Here is a 20,304-nt window from a genome sequence, read left to right as displayed (position 1 = left end):
CGGGGCCATTGTCCAATTTACGCAGTGTCAAACATGGTTGCCGAAGCCGATTCCGGGTTCAGGAAGACGCTTCGCGGCCATGATATCTGCACCACGGCCCCTTCCCCCAGACCACTCGAATTGCGGAAATCGAGTGTGGCGCCCGAGCGTTCGAGCAGCGTCTTGGCGATGAACAGGCCGAGCCCCAGGCCGCCGCCGGCCTCGGTTCCCTGGCGCGTCGACATATAGGGCTCGCCGATGCGGTCGATGATCTCGGCGGGGAAACCAGGCCCGTCATCGATGATGGAGAAGGTGACGGTGGCCTCGTCCCAGCTCCAGCGCAGGGTAACGCTCTTGCGGGCGAAATCGACGGCATTCTCGACCAGATTGCCGAGACCGTAGATGACGCCGGGGTTGCGGCGTCCGACCGGCTCGGGTCCGGTCCGGTCGCCGGGGCGAAGCTTGATCGAAATGCCGAAGTCGCGATGCGGTGCGGTAACTTCCTCGACCAGCGAGGTCAGCGGCAGGCGGGATAGATGCGCCTCGCCCTCGGACGACAGGCTGGTCAGGCGCTTCAGGATTTCGCGACAGCGTTCGCTTTGCGAGCGCAGCAGCGTGACGTCCTCGCCATATTTCGGGTCCTTGCCGAGCGCCTTTTCCATCTCCTTGGCGACAAGCGTGATGGTGGCGAGCGGCGTGCCGAGTTCGTGCGCGGCGGCGGCGGCCAGCCCGTCGAGCGCCGAAAGGTGCTGCTCGCGCTGCAGCACCAGTTCCGTCGCGGCAAGCGCATTGGCCAGAAGCCGCGCTTCGGCGGCCACCCGGAAGGCATACATGGCGGTGAAGGCGATCGAGGACAGCACCGCCATCCACATGCCGGCGACGTAGATGAAGGGCATCACCAGCGGCGCGCCTTCATGCCAGGGCAATGGCAGGTGGACGAAAACCAGCAAGGTCGCCGCCGCCATGACCAGCCCGCCGAGGATGGCGGTGAGGCGAAGGGGAAGCGACGTCGCCGAAATGACGACGGGCACGGTCATCAGCAGCGAGAACGGATTGGTCAGGCCGCCGGTCATGTAGAGCAGGCCGGCAAGCTGCAGGCTGTCGAAGATCAGGATGCCGAAGGCGGCGAACGGCGTGAGCCGGTGCGCGGCCGGAAACCGGAAGGCGAGGAACAGGTTCATCCAGGCCGAGCAGGCGATCAGCGCGAAGCACAGGCTGACCGGCAGCGGGAACTTCAGGCCATAGGCGACGACGAGCACCGTAACGCTCTGGCCGACAATGGCCAGCCAGCGCAACCGGATCAGCGTGTTGAGGCGCAGCCGCTGGCTCAGCTGGAAATCTGGCGTGTTCAGGATGTTGATCATGGCCATGGATTACAGCCGCGGGATGGGCAGCGCTAGGTCCCACGCGGCTTGGCGCGGGCGGTAGCAGCGGCTAGCAGGGGATTTTCCGGCCAGACATGCTTGGGATAGCGGCCGCGCATGTCGGCGCGCACATCGGCCCAGGAGCCGCGCCAGAAGCCGGGCAGGTCGCGCGTGGTCTGGATCGGCCGATGCGCCGGCGACAACAGTTCGAGTGTCAGCGGCACCGTGCCGTTGGCGATGGAGGGATGGCGGTCGAGGCCGAACAGTTCCTGGACGCGGACCGCCAGAACCGGCCATTCACCGTCATAGCGGATCGGCACGTGACTGCCCGACGGGACGTCGAAATGGGTCGGCGCCAGCGTCTCGACCTTGCGCTGCAGGTCATGCGGCACGAGCGAGGCCAGCCCGGCCGAAATGGAGCCGGGATCGATGGCCGCGAAGGAAGCAGCACCGGACAGGAATGGCAGCAGCCAGTCGTTCAGATGTTCGATGAGTGCAGCATCCGACATGTCGGGCCAGGGCGCGCCCAAGCCTTTGTGCAGCCAGGACAGCCGCTGGCGCAGCGTCTGGGCCTCCTTGCTCCAGGTCAAAAGGGAAAGCCCATGTTCGCGCAAGGCGTCTGTTATGGCGCGGTCGGCATCGGCGCCGGCCGGCGCCGGCAGCATGCGTTCGGCGAGTGTGATGGCGCCAAGGCGCACGGCTTCACGCACCCGCACGGCGCGCCTGTCGCGGTCGAAACTCGTCTGCCGGCGCGTTTCGATCTTGCCGCCAAGGGCCGACCGGATGTCGTCCTCGCTGATTGCCGCCGCCGCCGTGATGCGGGCATTCTGCGCCTTGCCCTGCAGGTCGGCGACGACCAGAAAGGGTTCGCCCGCCAGCGGATCGGCGGCATCGAGCATGGCGCCGGAGCCATTGGCCAGCACGAAACGGCCGCGCTCGCCGCGCGCCTTGGCGACGCGGTCCGGCCATGCATGAACAAGCAAAGGACCGGCCGAAGATGCTTCGCCGCCCTTCGCCCCACCGACCTGCCGCGCCAATCGGTCGGTGAGTTGCCGCGCGGCGGTGGCACGCGGCGATTTTTCCTGGCGAAACTGCATCAGCCGCCGTTCGAGATCGGCGCCGTCGCCGCCAAGGCCACGCTCGGTGAGCAATACCGCAAGCATGGCTGCCTCGCCAGCATGGCCGCTGCTGGCCGCCTCGGCCACCATATGCGCCAGCCGTACCGGCAGAGCGAGCTTGCGCATCGAAGCACCCGCTTCGGTCAGGCGCCCGGCCTCGTCGACGGCATCGAGCGACCGCAACAGCCCCCTTGCCTCGTTGAGCGCCGGGGCCGGTGGAGGATCGAGGAAAGCGAGCGTCGCGGGATCGGCGACGCCGAAGGCGGCGCAGTCGAGCAGCAGGCTGGACAGGTCCGCCTCGATGATTTCCGGCGGCGTGAAGGCGGGAAGTGCCGCCGTCTGCTCGGCCCGCCACAGCCGGATGGCGACGCCGGCCTGCGTGCGCCCGGCGCGGCCGGCGCGCTGGTCGGCGGAAGCCTTGCTGACGCGAACTGTCTCCAGCCGTGTCAGGCCGCTGGCTGGCTCATAGCGCGGCAGCCGCGACAGGCCGGAATCGATGACGACGCGCACACCGTCGATGGTGATCGAGGTCTCGGCAATGGAGGTCGCCAGCACCACCTTGCGGCGACCCACCGGTGCAGGCTTGATCGCCGCGTCCTGCGCCTTGCCGTCGAGCTGGCCGTAGAGCGGGACGATATCGGTGTCCGCGCCGACCTTGCCGGCCAGCCGCTCGGCGGTACGCTCGATCTCGCGCTGGCCGGGCAGGAAGGCGAGCACGCTGCCGTTCTCGTCGGAAAGGGCGGAGCGGATCGCCTTGGCCATGGCATCCTCGATCGGCACCCCGGCCGGCCGCTCGTCGTAGCGGACATCGACCGGAAAGGCGCGGCCCTGGCTTTCGATCACCTGCGCGCCCGACAGGAGTTTCGCGACCCGCGCGCCGTCGAGCGTTGCCGACATCACCAGCAGCCGCAAATCCGGCCGCAGCGCGCCTTGCACGTCGAGGGCGAGAGCGAGACCGAAATCGCCGTCGAGCGAGCGCTCGTGGAATTCGTCGAAAATGACCGCCGAAACGCCGGGCAGTTCAGGGTCGTCGAGAATCATGCGCGCCAGCACGCCCTCGGTGACGACCAGGATTTTCGTCCGTGCCGAGGTGCGGTTTTCCATGCGCATGGCATAGCCCACCGTTGCGCCCGGTTCCTCGCCGAGCAGTTCGGCCATGCGGCGCGCGGCGGCGCGGGCGGCCAGCCGGCGCGGTTCGAGCAACACGATCTTGCCCGTGCCCAGCCAAGGCGCATCGAGCAGCGCCAACGGCACCAGCGTCGTCTTGCCGGCACCGGGCGGCGCCACCAGCACGGCGCTGTTGCCGGAGCCGAGCGCTTCGCTCAGTGCGGGCAGCACGGCTGATACGGGGAGCTCCGGCAAGGGTTTTGTCGTCATCGCGCCCGCATATCAGCGGTCACGGCCACCCTGCAACCGGCACCGGCTTAAAGCCGGGCTCGCGAAAACGGATTCCAGCGCACCGTGCCCAGCCGCACTTCCTCGCGCACCATGGTCAGCAGGCCGGATCCGCCGACGACCGCGAGGCCGACAAGCGACAGCCAGTCCGGGTATTCCTGGAAAAACAAGGCGCCGAGGATGACCGCCCAGACGATCTGCGAATAATGCGTCGGCGCGATCCGGTTGGCGGGGGCGTATTTGGCGGCCAACAATTGCAGCAATTGTCCGCAGGCGGTGAAGGCGCCCGCCATCACCAGCCATACCAGCTGTTTTCCATCCGGGACGGTGAAGGAGGTCGCGGCGGCACCGATGCCGTTGAACAGCAGCCCATAACCGATCAGCACGCCGAGGATGGTCGTGCGTTTTTCCTGCTGCGCCAGCGAACGCATCAGGATGACGTTGGCGGCGGCGAGGAAAGCGATGATGAAAGCGGCAAGGTGGCCGAGGTGCAACTCGCGAAAGCCCGGCCTGACAACCAGCATGACGCCGGCAAAGCCGGCGACCACCGCCAGCCAGCGCCAGGGACCGACCTTCTCCTTGAGGATCACGGTGGACAGAATGGTGACGCAAAGCGGCGCCAGAAAGATGAGCGCATAGGTCTCGGCCAGCGGAATGGTGGTGAAAGCATAGACGCTGAGCACGCCCGACGCGATGCCGGCCCAGGCCCGCGCCTGCACCGCCCAGGGCCGTTTGGTGCGCCAGAAATCGCGCCAGCGCTCGCTGGCCGGCCGGCTGAAGAAAAGGAAGCAGCCGGCGAACAATGTCGAGAAGAAGCCGATCTCGAACACCGTGAATTGGCCGCCCAGGCTCTTGATAACGGCATCGCTGCACGAATAGCTTGCATAGGCGATCAGGGCGAGCAGGATTCCGTTCGGCACGTTTTTCCATTTCCGGGGAGAGAAGCTTGAAAATACTGGCGCTCGGTGCGCATCCGGACGACATCGAGATCTTCATGTTCGGTACGATGGCCGCCTATGCCGCGCAAGGCGCAGAACTCACTTTTGCCGTGGCCACCGATGGTGCCAGGGGCGGCAAGAGCGATCCCGCCATCCTGGCTCGTGTCCGCCGCGCGGAAGCGACGGCCGCGGCCGCGCTGCTCGGGGCAGCACCCCGCTTTCTCGACTTTCCCGATGGCGGGCTGGTGGCGGATGCCGCACTGATCGACGCGCTGAAAACGCTGATCCGCGATATCGAGCCCGATCTCGTGATCACCCACGCACCCAACGACTACCACGCCGACCACCGCGCGCTGTCGGACGGCGTGCGCATCGCGGCGTCGTTCGGCGTCCCCGTGCTGCATGCCGACACGATGGGCGGCACCGGATTCTCGCCGACGCACTATGTCGATATTTCCCCCCATGCCGAGATCAAGGCCAGGGCGATCCGCATGCACCAGTCTCAGGACCCGGATCGGTTCGTCGATATCGCGCTGACCCAGACCCTTTTTCGCGCGGGCCAATGCAATGGCGCAGCGGGGGCGCAGGCCGAAGCCTTTCGCTTCGAACCGATGTTTCCCTTCGGCGACATCCGCGCGCTGCTGCCGCCAGCGCCGCCGATCAGGACGGTGATGGTGAGCACCAGGCGGGTCGACTGACCAATCAGAGCCACGTCCACACTCCGCGATCATCCGACCGGCGCCCGACGCTTTTCCCAATTTTTTCAGACACCGGCGCAAACATGCTGCGGCGCAGCAACGAATTCGCTTGCCTTGTTTAGTAGAAATTGCATCACTAAACAAATTACTAAACATCCGCGGCGCGACGATGCCGCCATGTTTGGGCCTCTGAGGAGAGAGGTTGAGTGCTCTTGAGACCGTCATCCGGACGTGTTTCACAAATGGGAGGAAGGCATGAAATCGAGTTTTAAACTGGCTCTGGGACTGACCTCGGCCATCGCAGCGTCGACAGCCGTCTCGAACGCCGCGCACGCCGAAGACCTGACGCTGTGCTGGGCCGCCTGGGACCCGGCCAACGCGCTCGTCGAACTGTCCAAGGACTTCACCAAGGAAACCGGCATCGGCATGAAATTCGAGTTCGTGCCGTGGACCAATTATGCCGACCGCTTCCTCAATGAGCTGAACTCGCACGGCAAGCTGTGCGACCTGATCATCGGCGACAGCCAGTGGATCGGCGGCGCGGCCGAGAACGGCCACTACGTCAAGCTGAACGACTTCTTCGACAAGGAGAAGATCAGCATGGACGACTTCGTCCCGGCGACCGTGGTCGGCTATTCGGAATGGCCTAAGAACACGCCAAACTACTGGGCGCTGCCGGCGATGGGCGATGTCGTCGGCTGGACCTACCGCAAGGACTGGTTCTCCAAGCCCGAACTGCAGAAGGAGTTCAAGGAAAAGTATGGCTGGGATCTCGGCCCGCCTGCCACCTTCGACCAGTTGAAGCAGATCGCCGAATTCTTCCAGAAGCGGCAGATCGACGGCAAGACGGTCTACGGCGCCTCGATCTACACCGAGCGCGGTTCCGAAGGCATCACCATGGGCGCCATGGACGTGCTCTACAGCTACGGCTTCCAGTACGAAAACCCCAAGAAGCCCTACGAGATGGAAGGCTTCGTCAATTCCGAGAAATCGGTGAAGGGGCTGGAGTTCTACAAGGCGCTGTATGATTGCTGCACGCCGCCCGGCGCCTCGAACAGCTACATGGGTGAAGGCGTCGATGCCTTCAAATCGGGACAGGTGGCGATGCACATGAACTTCGCCTTCACATGGCCGGGCCTGCAGAAGGACGAGAATGTCGGCGGCGACAAGATCGGCTATTTCGTCAACCCGAAGGGTCCTGACGGCGACCAGTTCGCGCAGCTCGGCGGCCAAGGCATTTCCGTGGTGTCCTATTCCGACAAGCAGGAATCGGCGCTGAAATACATCAAGTGGTTCGCCAACAAGGACGTGCAGGCCAAGTGGTGGTCGCTCGGCGGCTACTCCTGCCTGAACGCGGTGGTCAAGGATCCGAAATTCCCGGCCAGCCAGCCCTATGCGCAGACCTTCCTCGACTCGATGGCCATCGTGAAGGACTTCTGGGCCGAGCCCAGCTACGCACCGTTACTGCAGGCCTCGCAGAAGCGCTTCCATGACTATGTCGTCGCCGGCCAGGGTTCGGCCAAGGACGCGCTCGATGGCCTGGTCAAGGACTGGACTCAGGTCTTCCAGGACGATGGCAAGATGTAACCCCGGCAAGAGGTAAGGTTCCTCCCGAGCCCGACCGACGCGTCCCGTGCCGCCCTTGGCACGGGACGCAGTTCAGATAAATTCCATGATAGAGACGACCCAAGTGACCGAAGCAGGACTTACCATGCTCAATCGGACCGCGGAGAACGTTGCCCGGGCGACCCCGGAACCGTTGGCGCGCAAGGTCCGGGGCATCAGCGACAAGGGCCTCGCCTGGCTGTTCATCTCGCCGACGATCCTGTTGCTGCTTGCCATCAACATCTTCCCGCTGTTCTGGGCGATCTATCTGTCGTTCACCAATTTTCGCGCCAACCGCCCGAACGAGGTGGTGAAGAACCTCGGCTTCGCCAACTACCAGCGCATTCTCGGCGACCAGGACATCTGGATCGCCATGCAGACGACAGCGCATTTCGTGTTCTGGACCATCCTGTTGCAGACGCTGATCGGCTTCACTCTGGCCTGGCTGATCGACCGCAAGTTCCGCGGCCACGCCTTCTGGACGACGCTGATCCTGGTACCGATGATGCTGTCGCCGGCGGTGGTCGGCAATTTCTGGCGCTTCCTCTACGAACCGCAGATCGGCCTGTTTTCCTATGTCATCTCGTTCGTGTCGGGCATTCCGCCGACAAGCATCCAGATGCTCTCCAACGTCTCGCTGGCACCGTGGTCGATCATCATCGTCGACACCTGGATGTGGACGCCCTATGTGATGCTGATCTGCCTCGCGGGCCTGCGCTCCATCCCCGAATACATCTATGAGGCGGCCGAGGTCGACCGCGCCTCCAACTGGCGGCAGTTCTGGTCGATCACGCTGCCGATGGCGCTGCCCTTCATCATGCTGGCGGTGTTGTTTCGCGGCATCGAGAACTTCAAGATGTTCGACATGGTCAATCTCTTGACCGGCGGCGGGCCGGGCTCGACCACCGAGGTCGCCTCGATCACGCTGAAGCGGCAGGCCTTCGAAAGCTGGCGCACCGGCTATTCCTCGGCCTTCGCCATCATCTTGTTCGTCGCGGTGTTCGGTCTCGCCAACATCTACGTCAAGGCGCTCAACAAGGTGAAGCAGAGATGAGCCTGACCACAGCCCATTCGGTCGTCGCCCCTTCGGCAGGTTCGAAGCGCATCGCCGGCGCCATCATCATCGCCTACGCGCTGATCTCGATCGTGCCGTTGCTGTGGATCTTCGCCACCAGCTTCAAGACGCCGCCGGACTCGATCGCCTATCCGCCCAAGATCGTCTTCCAGCCGAGCATCGAGGGCTACTGCAATTTGTTCACGACGCGCACGAGACAGACGCCGGAATACATCAATTCGCTCGGACCAGCGACCGGCTTCTGCGACGAGACGGTGCGCAAGCGCAACATGGTGATCGCCGGCCCGTCCAACTTCCTGCCGCGCTTCATCAATTCGCTGATCATCGCCTTCGGCTCGACCTTCTGCGCGGTGTTTCTCGGCACGCTCTCGGCCTATGGCTTCTCGCGCTTCAAGGTGCCGCTCGCCGACGATCTCCTGTTCTTCATCCTGTCGACACGCTTCATGCCGCCGATCGCGGTCGCCATCCCCATCTACCTGATGTACCGGGAGCTCGGCCTGTCCGACACCGCGCTCGGCATGATCCTGCTCTACACGGCGGTCAACGTGTCGCTGGCGGTATGGCTGCTCAAGGGCTTCATCGACGAGATCCCGCGCGAATATGAGGAAGCGGCGATGATCGACGGCTACACCAGGCTGCAGGCCTTCTGGCGCACCGTGCTGCCGCAAGCGACCACCGGCATTGCGGCGACCGCCATCTTCTGCCTGATCTTCGCCTGGAACGAATATGCCTTCGCCGCGCTGCTGACCTCGGGCACGGCACAGACCGCGCCGCCCTTCATCCCGACCATCATCGGCGAAGGCGGCCAGGACTGGCCCGCGGTGGCGGCCGGCACGACGATCTTCCTGGTGCCGATCCTGGTCTTCACCATCCTGCTCCGCAAGCAATTGCTGCGCGGCATCACCTTCGGCGCGGTGCGCAAATGATTGATCGTCAGCAAGTGTGGAACCGGCGCTGCGGCAGCGTCCCTTCTCCCCGTTCACGGGGAGAAGATGCCGGCAGGCAGATGAGGGGCAGCGCCGACATCCGCCTTGAACCGAGGCGTTGGCGCCGCCCCTCATCCGACCCTTCGGGCCACCTTCTCCCCGTGAACGGGGAGAAGGAAAGGAGCTACGCATGACGCGCCCCGCCATTTTAAGGAAATCGTCATGGCCGCGCTGGGCAAGGCGCGGGGTGATGGAAAACATCGCGACCGCACTGATCGCCATCGGCTTCCTGATGCTGTTCCAGCCCTTCGCGCTGTCGCTCTACACCTATTCCTTCATCACCATGCTTGCCGGCACGGTGATGTTCATCATCGTCTCGAAATTCCCGGAATAATCATGGCCGAAATCCGCGTCCAGCATCTGAGAAAGGCCTTCGGCGATTTCGTCGCCGTGCAGGATTCCAACTTCGTCGTCGAGGATGGCGAGTTCTTCGTCATGCTCGGACCGTCAGGCTGCGGCAAGACCACCACCTTGCGCATGATCGCCGGGCTCGAACTGCCGACGGGCGGCCAGATCCTGCTCGGCGGCGACGACGTCACCATGCTCAGGGCGCGCGAGCGCGACATCGCTTTCGTGTTCCAGCTGTTCGCGCTCTACCCGCATATGAATGTGCGCAAGAACATCGGCTTTCCGCTGCTGGCACAAGGCATGCCATCGGCCGAAATCCGCACCCGTGTCGAGGAAACCGCGAAGCTTCTGCGCATCGACCATCTGCTCAACAAATCCGTCTCCGGCCTCGCCGGCGGCGACCGCCAGCGCGTGGCGCTCGGCCGCGCCATCGTGCGGCGGCCAAAATGCTTCCTGATGGATGAGCCGCTCGGCACGCTCGACACCGAATTCCGCGACCTCATGGTGCATGAACTGCGTGAGCTGCATAACCGCATCCATGCCACGACGGTCTATGTCACGCATGACCAGATGGAAGCGATGTCGATGGCCGACAAGATCGCTGTCATGAACCACGGCGTCATCGAGCAGTTCGGCACGCCACGCGAAATCTACGACCGCCCGGCGACCATGTTCGTCGCCGACTTCATCGGCTCGCCGCCGATGAATTTTTTGAAATTTGGCGGCGGAGTCACAAAGGGCGCGAAAGAGGTGGTCGTCCAGGGGGCGACGGTGGGCGTACCGGAGGTGCGCGAGGATGTGGCACCCGCCGACATGGCGCTCGGCATCCGGCCGGAGCACATCCGCTTCGACGACGCCTCGAAACTGCGCGGTGCGATCTACGGCACCGAATATCTCGGCACCACGCAGATCGTCGCGGTGGAGACGGCGGACGGTATCATCAAGGCACGCGTTCCAGCCGAAATCCGGCTCAACGCCGGCGACCATGTCGGCCTGACGCTGAACAGCGCGCGGCTGTCGCTGTTCGAAAAAGGCTCCGGACGCGCGGTGAGGACGGCGATCCACGACACCGCCTCTCAAGGGAGAGTGCAGCATGGCTGATGTTCACATCAAAGACGTGACCAAGAGTTTCGGCGAGCACGTCGCCATCGACGGTCTCGACCTGCATATATCGGATGGCGAATTCGTCGTGCTGCTCGGGCCGACCGGCGCCGGCAAGACGACGACGCTGCGGCTGATCGCCGGGCTGGAGCGGCCGGATACCGGTACGATCGAGATCGGCGGCCACAATGCCACCAACCTGTCGCCAGCCGAGCGCGACACCGCTTTCGTCTTCCAGCAATATTCGCTCTATCCGCATCTGTCGGTGTTCGACAACCTCGCCTTCCCGCTGCGCTCGCCGGCGCGAAAGATACCGGAAGACCAGATCCGCCGCCGGGTCGAGGAGGTGGCGAAGATGGTGCGCATCGACCACAAGCTCGCCAACCGCTCGACCAAGCTGTCGGGTGGTGAGATGCAACGCGTCGCCATCGGCCGGGCGCTGGTGCGCAAGCCGGCGATCTATCTGATGGACGAACCCCTGTCGTCGCTCGACGCCAAGCTGCGCGCGGATCTCAGGCTCGAGCTGAAACGCATCCAGTCCGAACTCGGCGCCACCATGCTCTACGTCACCCACGACCAGATCGAGGCGATGACCATGGCGGACCGCATCGGCATCCTGGCTGACGGGGTTCTGGTGCAGATCGGCTCACCGCGAACCATCTACTCCGAGCCGGCGAACCTGCATGTGGCGGCACGGCTCGGCCAGCCGGCGATCAATCTTTTACCCTCCGGCCTGCTGCCCGATGGCGGCGCGCCGGCGGGCACCAAGACGATCGGCGCGCGCACCGAGCATCTGGCGATCGAGAAGGCAACCAACGGCCATGCCGACGGCGTCGTCGACTGGGTCGAGCATCTCGGCGACCAGAACCACCTGCATGTGACGGTGGGGCCGAAGAAACTGGTGACGCTGACCGATCCCGACACCGATCTGGCGCAAGGCGACAAAGTGGTGATCCGCTACCGCTCGCCGCTCTATTTCGGCGCCGACGGACAACGCCTGATGTGACCGGTTTTTCGGCGTCGCTGCTAAGGGTGACGCCGGCTTGTGACTGACGATTGCGAATACGGGACGAATTCGATGAAGCACTTTTTCAACCGCAGGGAAACGATCGTCACCGAGGCGCTGGACGGCCTGTTGCGCACCATTGGCTCGGGCGATCTCGCGCGCCTCGACGGCTATCCCGAGATCAAGGTCGTGCTGCGCGCCGATTGGGACAAGACGAAAGTCAGCGTCGTCTCCGGCGGCGGCGCCGGGCACGAGCCCTCGCATGCCGGCTTTGTCGGCAAGGGCATGCTGACTGCCGCGGTCTCGGGCGAGATCTTCGCCTCGCCCAGCGTCGAGGCGGTGCTGGCTGGCATCCGCGCGGTCACCGGACCAGCCGGCTGCCTGCTGATCGTCAAGAACTACACCGGCGACCGGCTCAATTTCGGCCTCGCCGCCGAGAAGGCGCGCGCCGAGGGTTTTGCCGTCGAGATGGTGATCGTCGCCGACGACATCGCGCTGCCCGACATCGCGCAGCCGCGCGGTGTCGCCGGCACGCTGTTCGTGCACAAGATCGCGGGCCATCTATCTGAAACCGGCCGCGACCTGGCCGAGATCGCGGCCGCCGCACGAGCGGCGGCGAAGGATATCGTCTCGCTCGGCATGTCGCTGTCCTCCTGCTCGATCCCCGGCCAGCCGCATGAAGACAGGTTTGGCGCCGATGATGGAGAGCTTGGTCTCGGCATCCATGGCGAGCCCGGCGTCGAGCGGATCGCGGTGCAAAGCGCGGACAAGCTGGTGGCGATCATGGCGGAGCGCTTAGCAGTGCGGCTCGACCCGAAGGCCAGCCATGCTCTGCTGATCAACAATCTCGGCTCTGTGCCGCCGCTCGAAATGTCCCTGGTCGCCAATGCGGTGCTTGCCTCGCCGCTCGCCAGGACCGTCAAGCTGGTGATCGGCCCCGGCCCGCTGATGACGGCGCTCAACATGAACGGGTTCTCGCTGTCGCTGATCAAGCTCGATGCGGCGCGCGAAGCGGCCCTGCTGGCGCCGGTCGGCCCGCACGCCTGGATGCCGGCCAAGCCGGTTGTTGCGCCCTCAGTCGTGCCGATGGCGAAACCAGCCCACGAAGGCGCGGCACGCAAGGCCAGCCAAGACGCGAGCACAAGGCGCTTGATCGTCACTGTCTGCGAAAAACTGATTTCACTGGAAGCGGCTTTGAACGGGCTCGACGCCAAGGCGGGCGACGGCGACACCGGCTCGACGGTGGCGACCGGCGCACGCAACATCCTCGAACGGCTCGATACGTTGCCACTTGCCGATCCGGCGGCGACCCTTGGCGCAATCGGCGATCTTCTGAGCGCCTCCATGGGCGGCTCGAGCGGCGTGCTGATGTCGATCTTCTTCACGGCGGCGGCACAAGCGCTTAGCAGCGGCGCAACCATCACCAAGGCGCTGCTTGCCGGGCTTGAGCGGATGACCTTCTACGGCGGCGCAAAACCCGGCGATCGCACCATGGTCGACGCACTGGAGCCGGCTTTGAAGGCGCTCGACGCCAAGGGCCTGGAGGAAGCCGCGACAGCGGCCCGGCGCGGCGCCGAAGCCACGGCCGCAATGGAGAAGGCCAAGGCCGGGCGGTCCGCCTATGTCGGTGCTAAATTGCAAGGTGTGGTCGACCCCGGCGCTCATGCCGTGGCCGAGGTATTCGCGGCGGCCGCCGCCCAGCATGCCACGGCCTGAAGCATGCTCCAGTTGTCGAATGAGCGTTCTTTCGCTACTGCCGGCAAGGGGCAAACCGGGAATTCGGGCGACATGACGGCGCTGGACCTTTCGAGGCTGATCACGGCCGTGGCGGATACGATTGCCGCACACGCCGAGGAATTGACGGCGCTCGACCAGGCGATCGGCGATGGCGACCACGGATTGAATATGAAGCGAGGCTTCGAGGCTGTGCGCGCCGAGGCCGAGGCGTTTTCGGCCAAACCGCTGCCCGACGCCCTGAAGGCGATCGGCACCAAGCTGGTGATGACGGTGGGCGGCGCCTCCGGCCCGCTGTTCGGCACGTTGTTCCTGGCGCTCGGCAAGGAGATTTCGGCGGACCCGGATCGCGCCAATCTTACTTCTGCCTTTGGCAAGGCGATCGAAGCGGTGGCCGCGCGCGGCAAATCCCATGTCGGCCAAAAAACCATGCTCGATGTGCTGCAGCCGGTGCATGATGCGTTGGCCAAGGGCAGCAGCTTGGCGGAAATGGCCGACATCGCCGATGCCGCCGCCGAAGCGACCGCGCCGATGAAGGCGCTGCGTGGGCGTGCCTCGTTCCTCGGCGACCGCTCCATCGGCCATATGGACGCCGGCGCGCGCTCGACCGCGCTGCTGGTGCGCACGCTGGCGCAAACCATCGGAGACAAGGCATGAGCAATGTCGGGATCGTGATCGTGTCGCATTCGCCGCTGGTCGCGGAAGGCACGGCCGACATGGTACGCCAGATGGTGGGCGACGAAGTGCCGCTTGCATGGTGCGGCGGAAACGGCCATGGCGGGCTCGGCACCAATGTCGAGGCGATCATGGGCGCCATAGACAGAGCCTGGTCGGATGCCGGCGTCGCCATTCTGGTCGATCTCGGCGGCGCCGAGACCAATTCGGAAATGGCGGTGGAAATGATCGGCGAGCCGCGCGCGCAGAAGATCATCGTCTGCAACGCGCCGATCGTCGAGGGCGCGGTGATGGCGGCGACCGAGGCATCCGGCGGCGCCTCGCTGAAAGAAGTGGTGGCGACGGCGCATGAATTGTCGCCATCGTGAGTGAACGGGATTTTTGAGACATGTCCGCAACCGCCGAAGCGACCGTCCTGATCACCCACGATGTGGGCCTGCACGCGCGTCCTTCGGTGAAGTTCACCAAGCTGGCCAAGAGCTTTGCCGCCGACGTGGAGATTGCGCTTGCCGCCAACGGCCCATGGTTCGATGCAAAAAGCATCGTCAAGGTGATGGCGGCCAAGGCGCCGAAGGGCACGGTGCTGCACATCAGGGCCAATGGCGATGGCGCCAGCGATGCCGTGCGCGCGCTGATCGAACTGGTGCAGCGCGATTTCGACGAGGACGCCGGCCATGTCCGCTCGGCTTGAGGCCGACGCAAGCCTTGGTCGGCCCGCGAGGAATGCGGGCCATGCGCATTGAAGGTGTTCCGGCCTCGGCCGGCTATGCCGAAGGGCCTCTGTTCGACCTCGGCCGGCCCGAGGGCATTTACGCGAGCAAGGCAAGCTCCGCCGAGGAGAAGACGTCGCTGGAGGCCGCGATCGGCAAAGCGGTGAACCGGCTCGTGGCCATGGTCGAGACCGCCGACAGCGATGCCGCCGGCATACTCGAATTCCACATCGCCATGCTGGAAGACGACGCGCTGAGCGGGCCGGCCTTCGCATCGATCGCTTCCGGAATACCCGCCGACGCGGCCTGGCGGCAGGCGCTCGATGCCGAGATCGCCGGCTACGAGGCCTCGGACCAGGATTATTTCCGCGCCCGCGCCACGGACCTGCGCGATATCAGGGACCAGGTGCTGCGTGCCCTGACCGAGGACGGTGACAGCACGCCACCGGCCGGCGCCATCCTTCACGGCGTGGACATCGCGCCGACGCGCTTTCTCGAAACCGACTGGAGCCAAGGCGGCGGCATTGCGCTCAAGGCGGGCAGCACTGCCAGCCATGTCGCCATGCTGGCGCGCTCGCGTGGGGTGCCGATGGTCGTGGGTTTGCGCGAGCCGCTCACCGCTGGTGCCGGCATGGCGCTGCTCGACGCGGAGCATGGCACCATCGTTCTGGCGCCCTCGCCCGTGGAGATCGGCTCGTTCCGGCAGGCGTCGTCTTCCTTCGCGGCTCGACAGGGCAAGGCGCGGGCCTTTCTGGCACGGCCGGCGGCGACGAAGCGCGGCACCGCGGTGCGCGTGCAGGTCAACATCGCCGACCCCCATGATGTCGACGCCATCGACATTGCGACCTGCGACGGTGTCGGGCTGATGCGCACCGAATTCCTGTTCGGCAAGACGCTGCCGGATGAGGAGACGCAGTATCGCGCCTATCGCAAGGTGCTGGAGTGGGCCGGCGAGAAACCGGTGACGATCCGCACCGTCGATGCCGGCGGCGACAAGCCGGTGTCGGGCTTCACCGTCGAGGAAGGCAATCCGTTCCTCGGCCTGCGCGGCATCAGGCTGTCGCTGGCCAGGCTGGACATATTTCGTACTCAAATCCGAGCATTGCTGCGCGCCGCGCCACACGGCAATCTCAAGGTCATGTTTCCGATGATCGCCACATCAGAAGAGTATGACCGCGCCGCCGCCCTGTTCGCCGAGGAACGGGCGGCGCTCGCCGCGCGCGGTGTCGCGCACAAAATGCCGCCGCTTGGCATCATGGTCGAGGTGCCTTCGGTGGCCATCGCGCCGGAGGCGTTCGCCGGCGTCGCCTTCCTGTCGATCGGCTCCAACGACCTCACGCAATATGTAATGGCGGCGGCCCGCGACAATGCAGCGGTCGCGCATCTCAACTCCGTGCGCCATCCGGCCGTCCTGCGGTTGATCGGCTCGGTCGCGGCCTTCGGACGGGAGAACGGGATTCCCGTCAGCCTGTGCGGCGACGCCGGCGGCGATCCTGCCTCGATCCCATCGCTGCTCGAGGCCGGTCTGCGCGACCTCTCGGTGGCGCCGGCGCAACTCGCCATGGCCAAGGCGGCCATCGCGGACGTTCCGGTCTAGGCGGCTGGCATGGTCGACATCAAACCCGAGCCCAGCTCCGACGAGGCGATCCGCGCCTACAAGACGATCCTGTCGCAGGTCATCGACCAGCGCCCGTCGGGCATGCGCCAGCGCCTGGCCGACGCGCTCGGCAAGCACCGCAGCTTCGTCACTCAGATTTCGAGCCCCGCCTATTCGATCCCGATCCCGTCAAAGCATCTGCCCGCCATCTTTTCCGTCTGCCATTTCAGCCCAGCCGAGCGCGACCAGTTTCTCGCCGCCTATCACCAGGCACATCCCGGAAAGATCTCGGTCACTGCGGGCGCGCGCAAGACAAGGCACGTTTCGCTGATCGTGCCGGATTTCGGCGATGACAAGCAGAATGCGGCGCTTGACCGAGCGATCAACGAATTCATCCAGAAGGTCACCAGCATCACCGGCAAGAGTGGCTGATCGACCCTTGATGCCAGGCTATTTCGGGAGGAGACGGCCGTGAAGAAATTCATGAACTCGGTGGACACGGTGCTGACCGAGAGCCTCGACGGTTTCGTGGCCGCCCATGCCGACATCCTGGTTCTTGGCGAGGAGCACAAATTCCTCTGCCGAAAGGCCCTCAAGCCGGGCAAGGTGGCGCTGATCTCGGGCGGCGGCTCCGGCCACGAGCCGCTGCATGGCGGCTTCGTCGGCCATGGCATGCTGGACGCCGCCTGTCCCGGCCAGGTGTTCACCTCGCCGACGCCGGACCAGATGCTGGCGGCCGCGCAAGCCGTCGACACCGGCGCCGGCTGCCTTTTCATCGTCAAGAACTATGAGGGCGACGTGATGAACTTCGACATGGCGGCGGAAATGTCGGAAGGCGTCCTCCAAGTGGTGACCAATGACGACGTCGCCGTCGAGAATTCGTCCTATACGACCGGACGGCGCGGCGTCGCCGGCACGCTGGTGGTGGAAAAGATCGTCGGCGCGGCGGCTGAACATGGCATGGCGCTGAAGCCGCTCAAGGCGCTGGGCGACCGCGTCAATGCCGCGACCCGCTCGATGGGCGTGGCGCTGACCAGCGGCACCGTGCCGGCGGCCGGCAAGCCGACCTTCGACATCGGCGATGGCGAGATGGAATTCGGCGTCGGCATCCATGGCGAGCCCGGCCGCCGCCGCGACAGGCTGAAAAGCGCCGATGCGATCGCGCAGGAAATCTGCGCCGCCATCCTGGGCGATTTCGGCGACAGGGCGAAAGGGCCCGCGCTGCTGTTCGTCAACGGCTTCGGCGGCACGCCGCTGATGGAGCTCTATCTGATGTACAACAGCGCCCGCCGGATTTTCGAGCAGCATGGCGTGACGATTGCCCGCTCGCTGGTCGGTCCCTATGTCACCTCGCTCGACATGGCCGGCTGCTCGATCACACTGACCCTGCTCGACGAGGAATTGACGGGCTGGTGGGATGCGCCTGTCCACACGGCGGCGCTACGCTGGGGCATGTAAGACTGGCTTCTGTCGCCCTTTTCTGCAACCATTCTGGGCAATCCACTTAGCGATGGATTTGCCCGGATTGATGCTGCCCTCCCTCACCTCCGCCGAAGAAAGACTTCTGCTGCGCTACGCCGATCCGGAGGCTGCGGCGGTCGAGCACAATTTGTCTGCGAAGGCACTGTCGGCGCTGCTCGACAATGCCGAATTCCACGGCATCCTGCCGATCATGCTGCGCAAGCTCAGGGAGCGCGGCGACGCGCACCTGCCGCCGGACGCCGGCTTGCAGGACAAACTCGAAGACCTGCGCCAGAAGGCGACGATCGCCACCGGCCAATCGATGCTGCTGCAGTATCATGGCGACCGCATCATGAAGGGCATGGCGGCGCAAGGCATTCCGGCGCGGATCGTCAAGGGCCCGGTCTTCGCGCGAAAACTCTACCGCAACGTCTCGGACCGGCCGTTCACCGACATCGACATCCTCGTCGAGCCGGCCAACCTCGCGCCGGCGAACCAGGTGATCGCGGCGTCAGGCTTCGAGCTTGGCAGCAACGAGGCCGAATCCTACCAGCTGCAGGAGTTCAAATGGCTGGAAAAGGAGAATTCCAGCCTGATGGTCGAACTGCATGGCGACCTCGTGCACGACACCGGCATGCGGCGGCGCCTGTCGCTGGGATTTCGCGAACTGGGCATCATTGACGGCGAGGCGACGGACACGCCGGCGGCCCTTTTGACGATCGCCATCGTGCATGCGGCCGGGGGGCATAAATTCCACCGGTTGCAGCTTTGCGTCGACGTGTTGCAAGGCGTGCGGGCGCTACAGTCGCCGAAAGCGGAGGAACGCCTGCTCGACGCTGCCCGTATGACCGGCATCGAACTCGAACTGGCTGTCGTGCTCAACGTGACCGGCCGGCTGTTCGACGAACCGCACGCGCTCGAACTCGCTGGACGGATCAAGCCCGACCTGTCGATACGGCTGGCCAAGAAGCTGATCACGACGAACACGCTGCTCAGGGTCAATTCCAGGGAGAAGATCGGCTCGCGCCTGCGCCGCGATGCCTTTCGCTGGATCCAGCGGCTGGCCAAGGCCAGGCCATACGCCGCTTGAAGGGGCCGTCAATCCTGTGATGTCAACGCAGCACTGATCAGGGCCGCCGCATCGGCCGGGCGCGCGCCTACTTCCAGCGTAAAGGTCGGCACCGATGAGACCAGCTTCCCGATCGTCGCCAGCCGGCGTTTCTGCAGCGGCAGCAGGCCGGTCGCGCCGGTTCGGACATTGTCCATCGCCAGCGCCACCATCGCGTCGGTCCTGGCCATCGGCACGAGCCGGGTCTCTTCGTCGGCGGATCGCGCGAGATGCAGGAGCGCGGCCACCGGACGGCCGGTCGGGGTTTCGATTTTCACGATCCCGCCCAGCTTTTCCAGCGAAACCGCCTGTTCGCCATTGCGGTCCCAGGACGGCCCGAGACATGGCGCCACCTGCGGGATCATCCGCGCGGTCTTCTCATGGATCTTGACGTGGCGCGGCAAACCCCAGGCAACGGGCGCGATGCCAGCGACATCCAGGATCATGGCGTCGTCGGAGCACAGGCCGAAACCTTGCGTTGCCAGGGCCAGCGAGGTCGTGGTCTTGCCAGTGCCGCTCGGGGCATGGACCAGCACGACGGCGTCGCGGCCCGGCAAGGTCAGGCCCGCCGTGTGCAGCATGTGCTGGCCGCCGGCGTCGAGCGCGGCGTCCAGCATCAGCATCGACGGCGTCCAGGCGGACTTGCTGTCGGGTACGATGCGAAGCCTCGCCCACCCCTTCTCGTTGATCTCGACGGTCTGGCGTCCCGGCAAGACGAGATGGACGCTGGCGCCGTCGGCGATCATCCGGCAATAGCCGTCGTCCGGTATCTCGCCCTCGAAAACCAGCGATCCGTCTGGTGTCTCGTCCAGCGCTTGGGTTTCGGCGATGTCGAGATGAAAATCCGCTTCGGGCGAACCTTCGATGCGCAGGCTGGCGAGCATCCTGTCGAAGTCCAGCCACAGTTCGGCGCGTTCGGCCGATATGCCGAGCACTTGGCCATTGAGATCGTAGAACGCACAAGCTCTGGTCAAGCGGCGCGTACCTTGGTGTCACGGTCATGGTGGCGATAAATCTCGACCATGCCGGGAAGGCTGTCGCTGACCACCGGTCTGCCGTCGAGGCAAACCCAGCAATGCGCCGACAGCCGCGACGCCTGCAGCGACTTCGGATCGACGCCGAAGCGCAACTCCGGGTCGAAGCCGGCGAGGCGCAGGAAACGGTGGCCGAGCAGCCCTTCGCGCAGGCATCTGCGATCGCGCATCAGCCAGGGATGGCGGACAGTGCGGTTGACGCGAGCGACAATGTAGGCGGCTGGCAAGCCGCGATAGGGCGTCGGCGAGGCGAGCGGCGCCCATTTCAGCACCTCCTCGAAGCTGCGGTTGGCAATGAGGACCGGCATCAGCCGCGCGCTTGCCCAGAGATGGCAGCGAAACAAGGCGCGCAGGAGAGAACTATCCGCCATC

General features: G+C 65.1%; 20 protein-coding genes. 15 read left to right on the top strand and 5 right to left on the bottom strand.

Annotated elements, in window-relative coordinates; all coding sequences use genetic code 11:
• Positions 1–17 precede the first annotated feature (17 nt).
• The 3 genes from LB569_RS00575 to LB569_RS00565 are packed head-to-tail and all read right to left on the bottom strand — an operon-like array spanning position 18 to position 4,776.
• The gene (locus tag LB569_RS00575) at positions 18–1,349 is read right to left on the bottom strand and encodes an ActS/PrrB/RegB family redox-sensitive histidine kinase (RefSeq protein WP_140706564.1); all 1,332 of its coding nucleotides are present in this window, start codon (positions 1,347–1,349) and stop codon (positions 18–20) included.
• Positions 1,350–1,375: 26 nt separating this feature from the next.
• On the bottom strand, positions 1,376–3,838 hold the full coding sequence (gene hrpB / locus LB569_RS00570; RefSeq protein ID WP_224690669.1) for an ATP-dependent helicase HrpB: 2,463 nt from the start codon (positions 3,836–3,838) through the stop codon (positions 1,376–1,378).
• Between the two features lie 47 nt (positions 3,839–3,885).
• On the bottom strand, positions 3,886–4,776 hold the full coding sequence (locus tag LB569_RS00565; RefSeq protein ID WP_140706568.1) for a DMT family transporter: 891 nt from the start codon (positions 4,774–4,776) through the stop codon (positions 3,886–3,888).
• Between the two features lie 26 nt (positions 4,777–4,802).
• Here LB569_RS00565 and LB569_RS00560 point away from each other — a divergent pair, with 26 nt between their 5' ends.
• From LB569_RS00560 to LB569_RS00490, 15 genes are all read left to right on the top strand, one after another.
• Positions 4,803–5,492 carry a PIG-L deacetylase family protein gene (locus LB569_RS00560; RefSeq protein ID WP_224536450.1) on the top strand — a complete coding sequence of 230 codons (690 nt, stop codon included), beginning with the start codon at positions 4,803–4,805 and terminating at the stop codon, positions 5,490–5,492.
• 255 nt (positions 5,493–5,747) lie between these two features.
• Positions 5,748–7,079, top strand: a complete 1,332-nt coding sequence (locus LB569_RS00555; RefSeq protein ID WP_224536452.1) for an ABC transporter substrate-binding protein — start codon at positions 5,748–5,750, stop codon at positions 7,077–7,079.
• Positions 7,080–7,203: 124 nt separating this feature from the next.
• On the top strand, positions 7,204–8,151 hold the full coding sequence (locus LB569_RS00550; protein WP_095771946.1) for a carbohydrate ABC transporter permease: 948 nt from the start codon (positions 7,204–7,206) through the stop codon (positions 8,149–8,151).
• A complete protein-coding gene (locus LB569_RS00545; protein WP_140709533.1) occupies positions 8,148–9,098 on the top strand; it encodes a carbohydrate ABC transporter permease in 951 nt (316 codons plus the stop codon). The genes LB569_RS00550 and LB569_RS00545 overlap by 4 nt, the downstream gene beginning before the upstream one ends.
• Before the next feature lie 190 nt (positions 9,099–9,288).
• A complete protein-coding gene (locus LB569_RS00540; RefSeq protein ID WP_224690668.1) occupies positions 9,289–9,492 on the top strand; it encodes a hypothetical protein in 204 nt (67 codons plus the stop codon).
• A 2-nt stretch (positions 9,493–9,494) separates the two neighbouring features.
• Positions 9,495–10,607, top strand: a complete 1,113-nt coding sequence (locus tag LB569_RS00535) for an ABC transporter ATP-binding protein (RefSeq protein ID WP_224690667.1) — start codon at positions 9,495–9,497, stop codon at positions 10,605–10,607.
• Complete coding sequence (locus LB569_RS00530; protein ID WP_140709528.1) at positions 10,600–11,613, top strand: ABC transporter ATP-binding protein; 1,014 nt, start codon at positions 10,600–10,602, stop codon at positions 11,611–11,613. Before LB569_RS00535 ends, LB569_RS00530 begins: the two co-directional genes overlap by 8 nt.
• 72 nt (positions 11,614–11,685) lie before the next feature.
• A complete protein-coding gene (locus tag LB569_RS00525; protein ID WP_224690666.1) occupies positions 11,686–13,329 on the top strand; it encodes a dihydroxyacetone kinase subunit DhaK in 1,644 nt (547 codons plus the stop codon).
• 72 nt (positions 13,330–13,401) lie between these two features.
• Positions 13,402–14,004, top strand: a complete 603-nt coding sequence (gene dhaL, locus LB569_RS00520; RefSeq protein ID WP_224690665.1) for a dihydroxyacetone kinase subunit DhaL — start codon at positions 13,402–13,404, stop codon at positions 14,002–14,004.
• On the top strand, positions 14,001–14,390 hold the full coding sequence (gene dhaM, locus LB569_RS00515; RefSeq protein ID WP_140709522.1) for a dihydroxyacetone kinase phosphoryl donor subunit DhaM: 390 nt from the start codon (positions 14,001–14,003) through the stop codon (positions 14,388–14,390). The genes dhaL and dhaM overlap by 4 nt, the downstream gene beginning before the upstream one ends.
• Before the next feature lie 20 nt (positions 14,391–14,410).
• The gene (locus LB569_RS00510; protein WP_224690664.1) at positions 14,411–14,713 is read left to right on the top strand and encodes an HPr family phosphocarrier protein; all 303 of its coding nucleotides are present in this window, start codon (positions 14,411–14,413) and stop codon (positions 14,711–14,713) included.
• A 41-nt stretch (positions 14,714–14,754) separates the two neighbouring features.
• A complete protein-coding gene (gene ptsP, locus LB569_RS00505; RefSeq protein WP_224690663.1) occupies positions 14,755–16,329 on the top strand; it encodes a phosphoenolpyruvate--protein phosphotransferase in 1,575 nt (524 codons plus the stop codon).
• 9 nt (positions 16,330–16,338) lie between these two features.
• Positions 16,339–16,761, top strand: coding sequence for a hypothetical protein (locus LB569_RS00500; protein WP_224690662.1), 423 nt, complete (start codon positions 16,339–16,341; stop codon positions 16,759–16,761).
• A 39-nt stretch (positions 16,762–16,800) separates the two neighbouring features.
• Positions 16,801–17,787 carry a dihydroxyacetone kinase subunit DhaK gene (gene dhaK, locus LB569_RS00495; protein ID WP_224690661.1) on the top strand — a complete coding sequence of 329 codons (987 nt, stop codon included), beginning with the start codon at positions 16,801–16,803 and terminating at the stop codon, positions 17,785–17,787.
• A 70-nt stretch (positions 17,788–17,857) separates the two neighbouring features.
• Positions 17,858–18,880 carry a nucleotidyltransferase family protein gene (locus LB569_RS00490; RefSeq protein ID WP_224691107.1) on the top strand — a complete coding sequence of 341 codons (1,023 nt, stop codon included), beginning with the start codon at positions 17,858–17,860 and terminating at the stop codon, positions 18,878–18,880.
• Positions 18,881–18,888: 8 nt separating this feature from the next.
• On the opposite strand, the gene LB569_RS00485 is transcribed toward LB569_RS00490, so the two are convergent.
• Both LB569_RS00485 and LB569_RS00480 read right to left on the bottom strand, forming a co-directional pair.
• Entirely contained in the window at positions 18,889–19,872 is a 984-nt protein-coding gene (locus LB569_RS00485) for a serine kinase (protein WP_224690660.1), read from the bottom strand.
• Positions 19,869–20,303, bottom strand: coding sequence for a lasso peptide biosynthesis B2 protein (locus tag LB569_RS00480; RefSeq protein ID WP_224690659.1), 435 nt, complete (start codon positions 20,301–20,303; stop codon positions 19,869–19,871). The genes LB569_RS00485 and LB569_RS00480 overlap by 4 nt, the downstream gene beginning before the upstream one ends.
• Between the last annotated feature and the right edge of the window lies 1 nt (position 20,304).

This window comes from Mesorhizobium sp. BH1-1-4 (assembly GCF_020165665.1).
GTDB lineage: Bacteria > Pseudomonadota > Alphaproteobacteria > Rhizobiales > Rhizobiaceae > Mesorhizobium.
Note: the sequence above shows the minus strand (reverse complement) of the source record. Positions and strands in the feature narration are given on the sequence as shown.

Bases quoted from the DNA above. Each gene is read 5' to 3' on its own strand.
- LB569_RS00525 (WP_224690666.1), top strand. From the start codon at position 11,686: ATGAAGCACTTTTTCAACCGCAGGGAAACGATCGTCACCGAGGCGCTG.
- dhaL (WP_224690665.1), top strand. From the start codon at position 13,402: ATGACGGCGCTGGACCTTTCGAGGCTGATCACGGCCGTGGCGGATACG.
- LB569_RS00500 (WP_224690662.1), top strand. From the start codon at position 16,339: ATGGTCGACATCAAACCCGAGCCCAGCTCCGACGAGGCGATCCGCGCC.
- LB569_RS00490 (WP_224691107.1), top strand. From the start codon at position 17,858: ATGCTGCCCTCCCTCACCTCCGCCGAAGAAAGACTTCTGCTGCGCTAC.
- hrpB (WP_224690669.1), bottom strand. From the start codon at position 3,838: ATGACGACAAAACCCTTGCCGGAGCTCCCCGTATCAGCCGTGCTGCCC.
- LB569_RS00575 (WP_140706564.1), bottom strand. From the start codon at position 1,349: ATGGCCATGATCAACATCCTGAACACGCCAGATTTCCAGCTGAGCCAG.
- LB569_RS00545 (WP_140709533.1), top strand. From the start codon at position 8,148: ATGAGCCTGACCACAGCCCATTCGGTCGTCGCCCCTTCGGCAGGTTCG.
- LB569_RS00550 (WP_095771946.1), top strand. From the start codon at position 7,204: ATGCTCAATCGGACCGCGGAGAACGTTGCCCGGGCGACCCCGGAACCG.
- dhaM (WP_140709522.1), top strand. From the start codon at position 14,001: ATGAGCAATGTCGGGATCGTGATCGTGTCGCATTCGCCGCTGGTCGCG.
- LB569_RS00540 (WP_224690668.1), top strand. From the start codon at position 9,289: ATGACGCGCCCCGCCATTTTAAGGAAATCGTCATGGCCGCGCTGGGCA.
- ptsP (WP_224690663.1), top strand. From the start codon at position 14,755: ATGCGCATTGAAGGTGTTCCGGCCTCGGCCGGCTATGCCGAAGGGCCT.
- LB569_RS00480 (WP_224690659.1), bottom strand. From the start codon at position 20,303: ATGGCGGATAGTTCTCTCCTGCGCGCCTTGTTTCGCTGCCATCTCTGG.
- LB569_RS00555 (WP_224536452.1), top strand. From the start codon at position 5,748: ATGAAATCGAGTTTTAAACTGGCTCTGGGACTGACCTCGGCCATCGCA.
- LB569_RS00535 (WP_224690667.1), top strand. From the start codon at position 9,495: ATGGCCGAAATCCGCGTCCAGCATCTGAGAAAGGCCTTCGGCGATTTC.
- LB569_RS00530 (WP_140709528.1), top strand. From the start codon at position 10,600: ATGGCTGATGTTCACATCAAAGACGTGACCAAGAGTTTCGGCGAGCAC.
- LB569_RS00510 (WP_224690664.1), top strand. From the start codon at position 14,411: ATGTCCGCAACCGCCGAAGCGACCGTCCTGATCACCCACGATGTGGGC.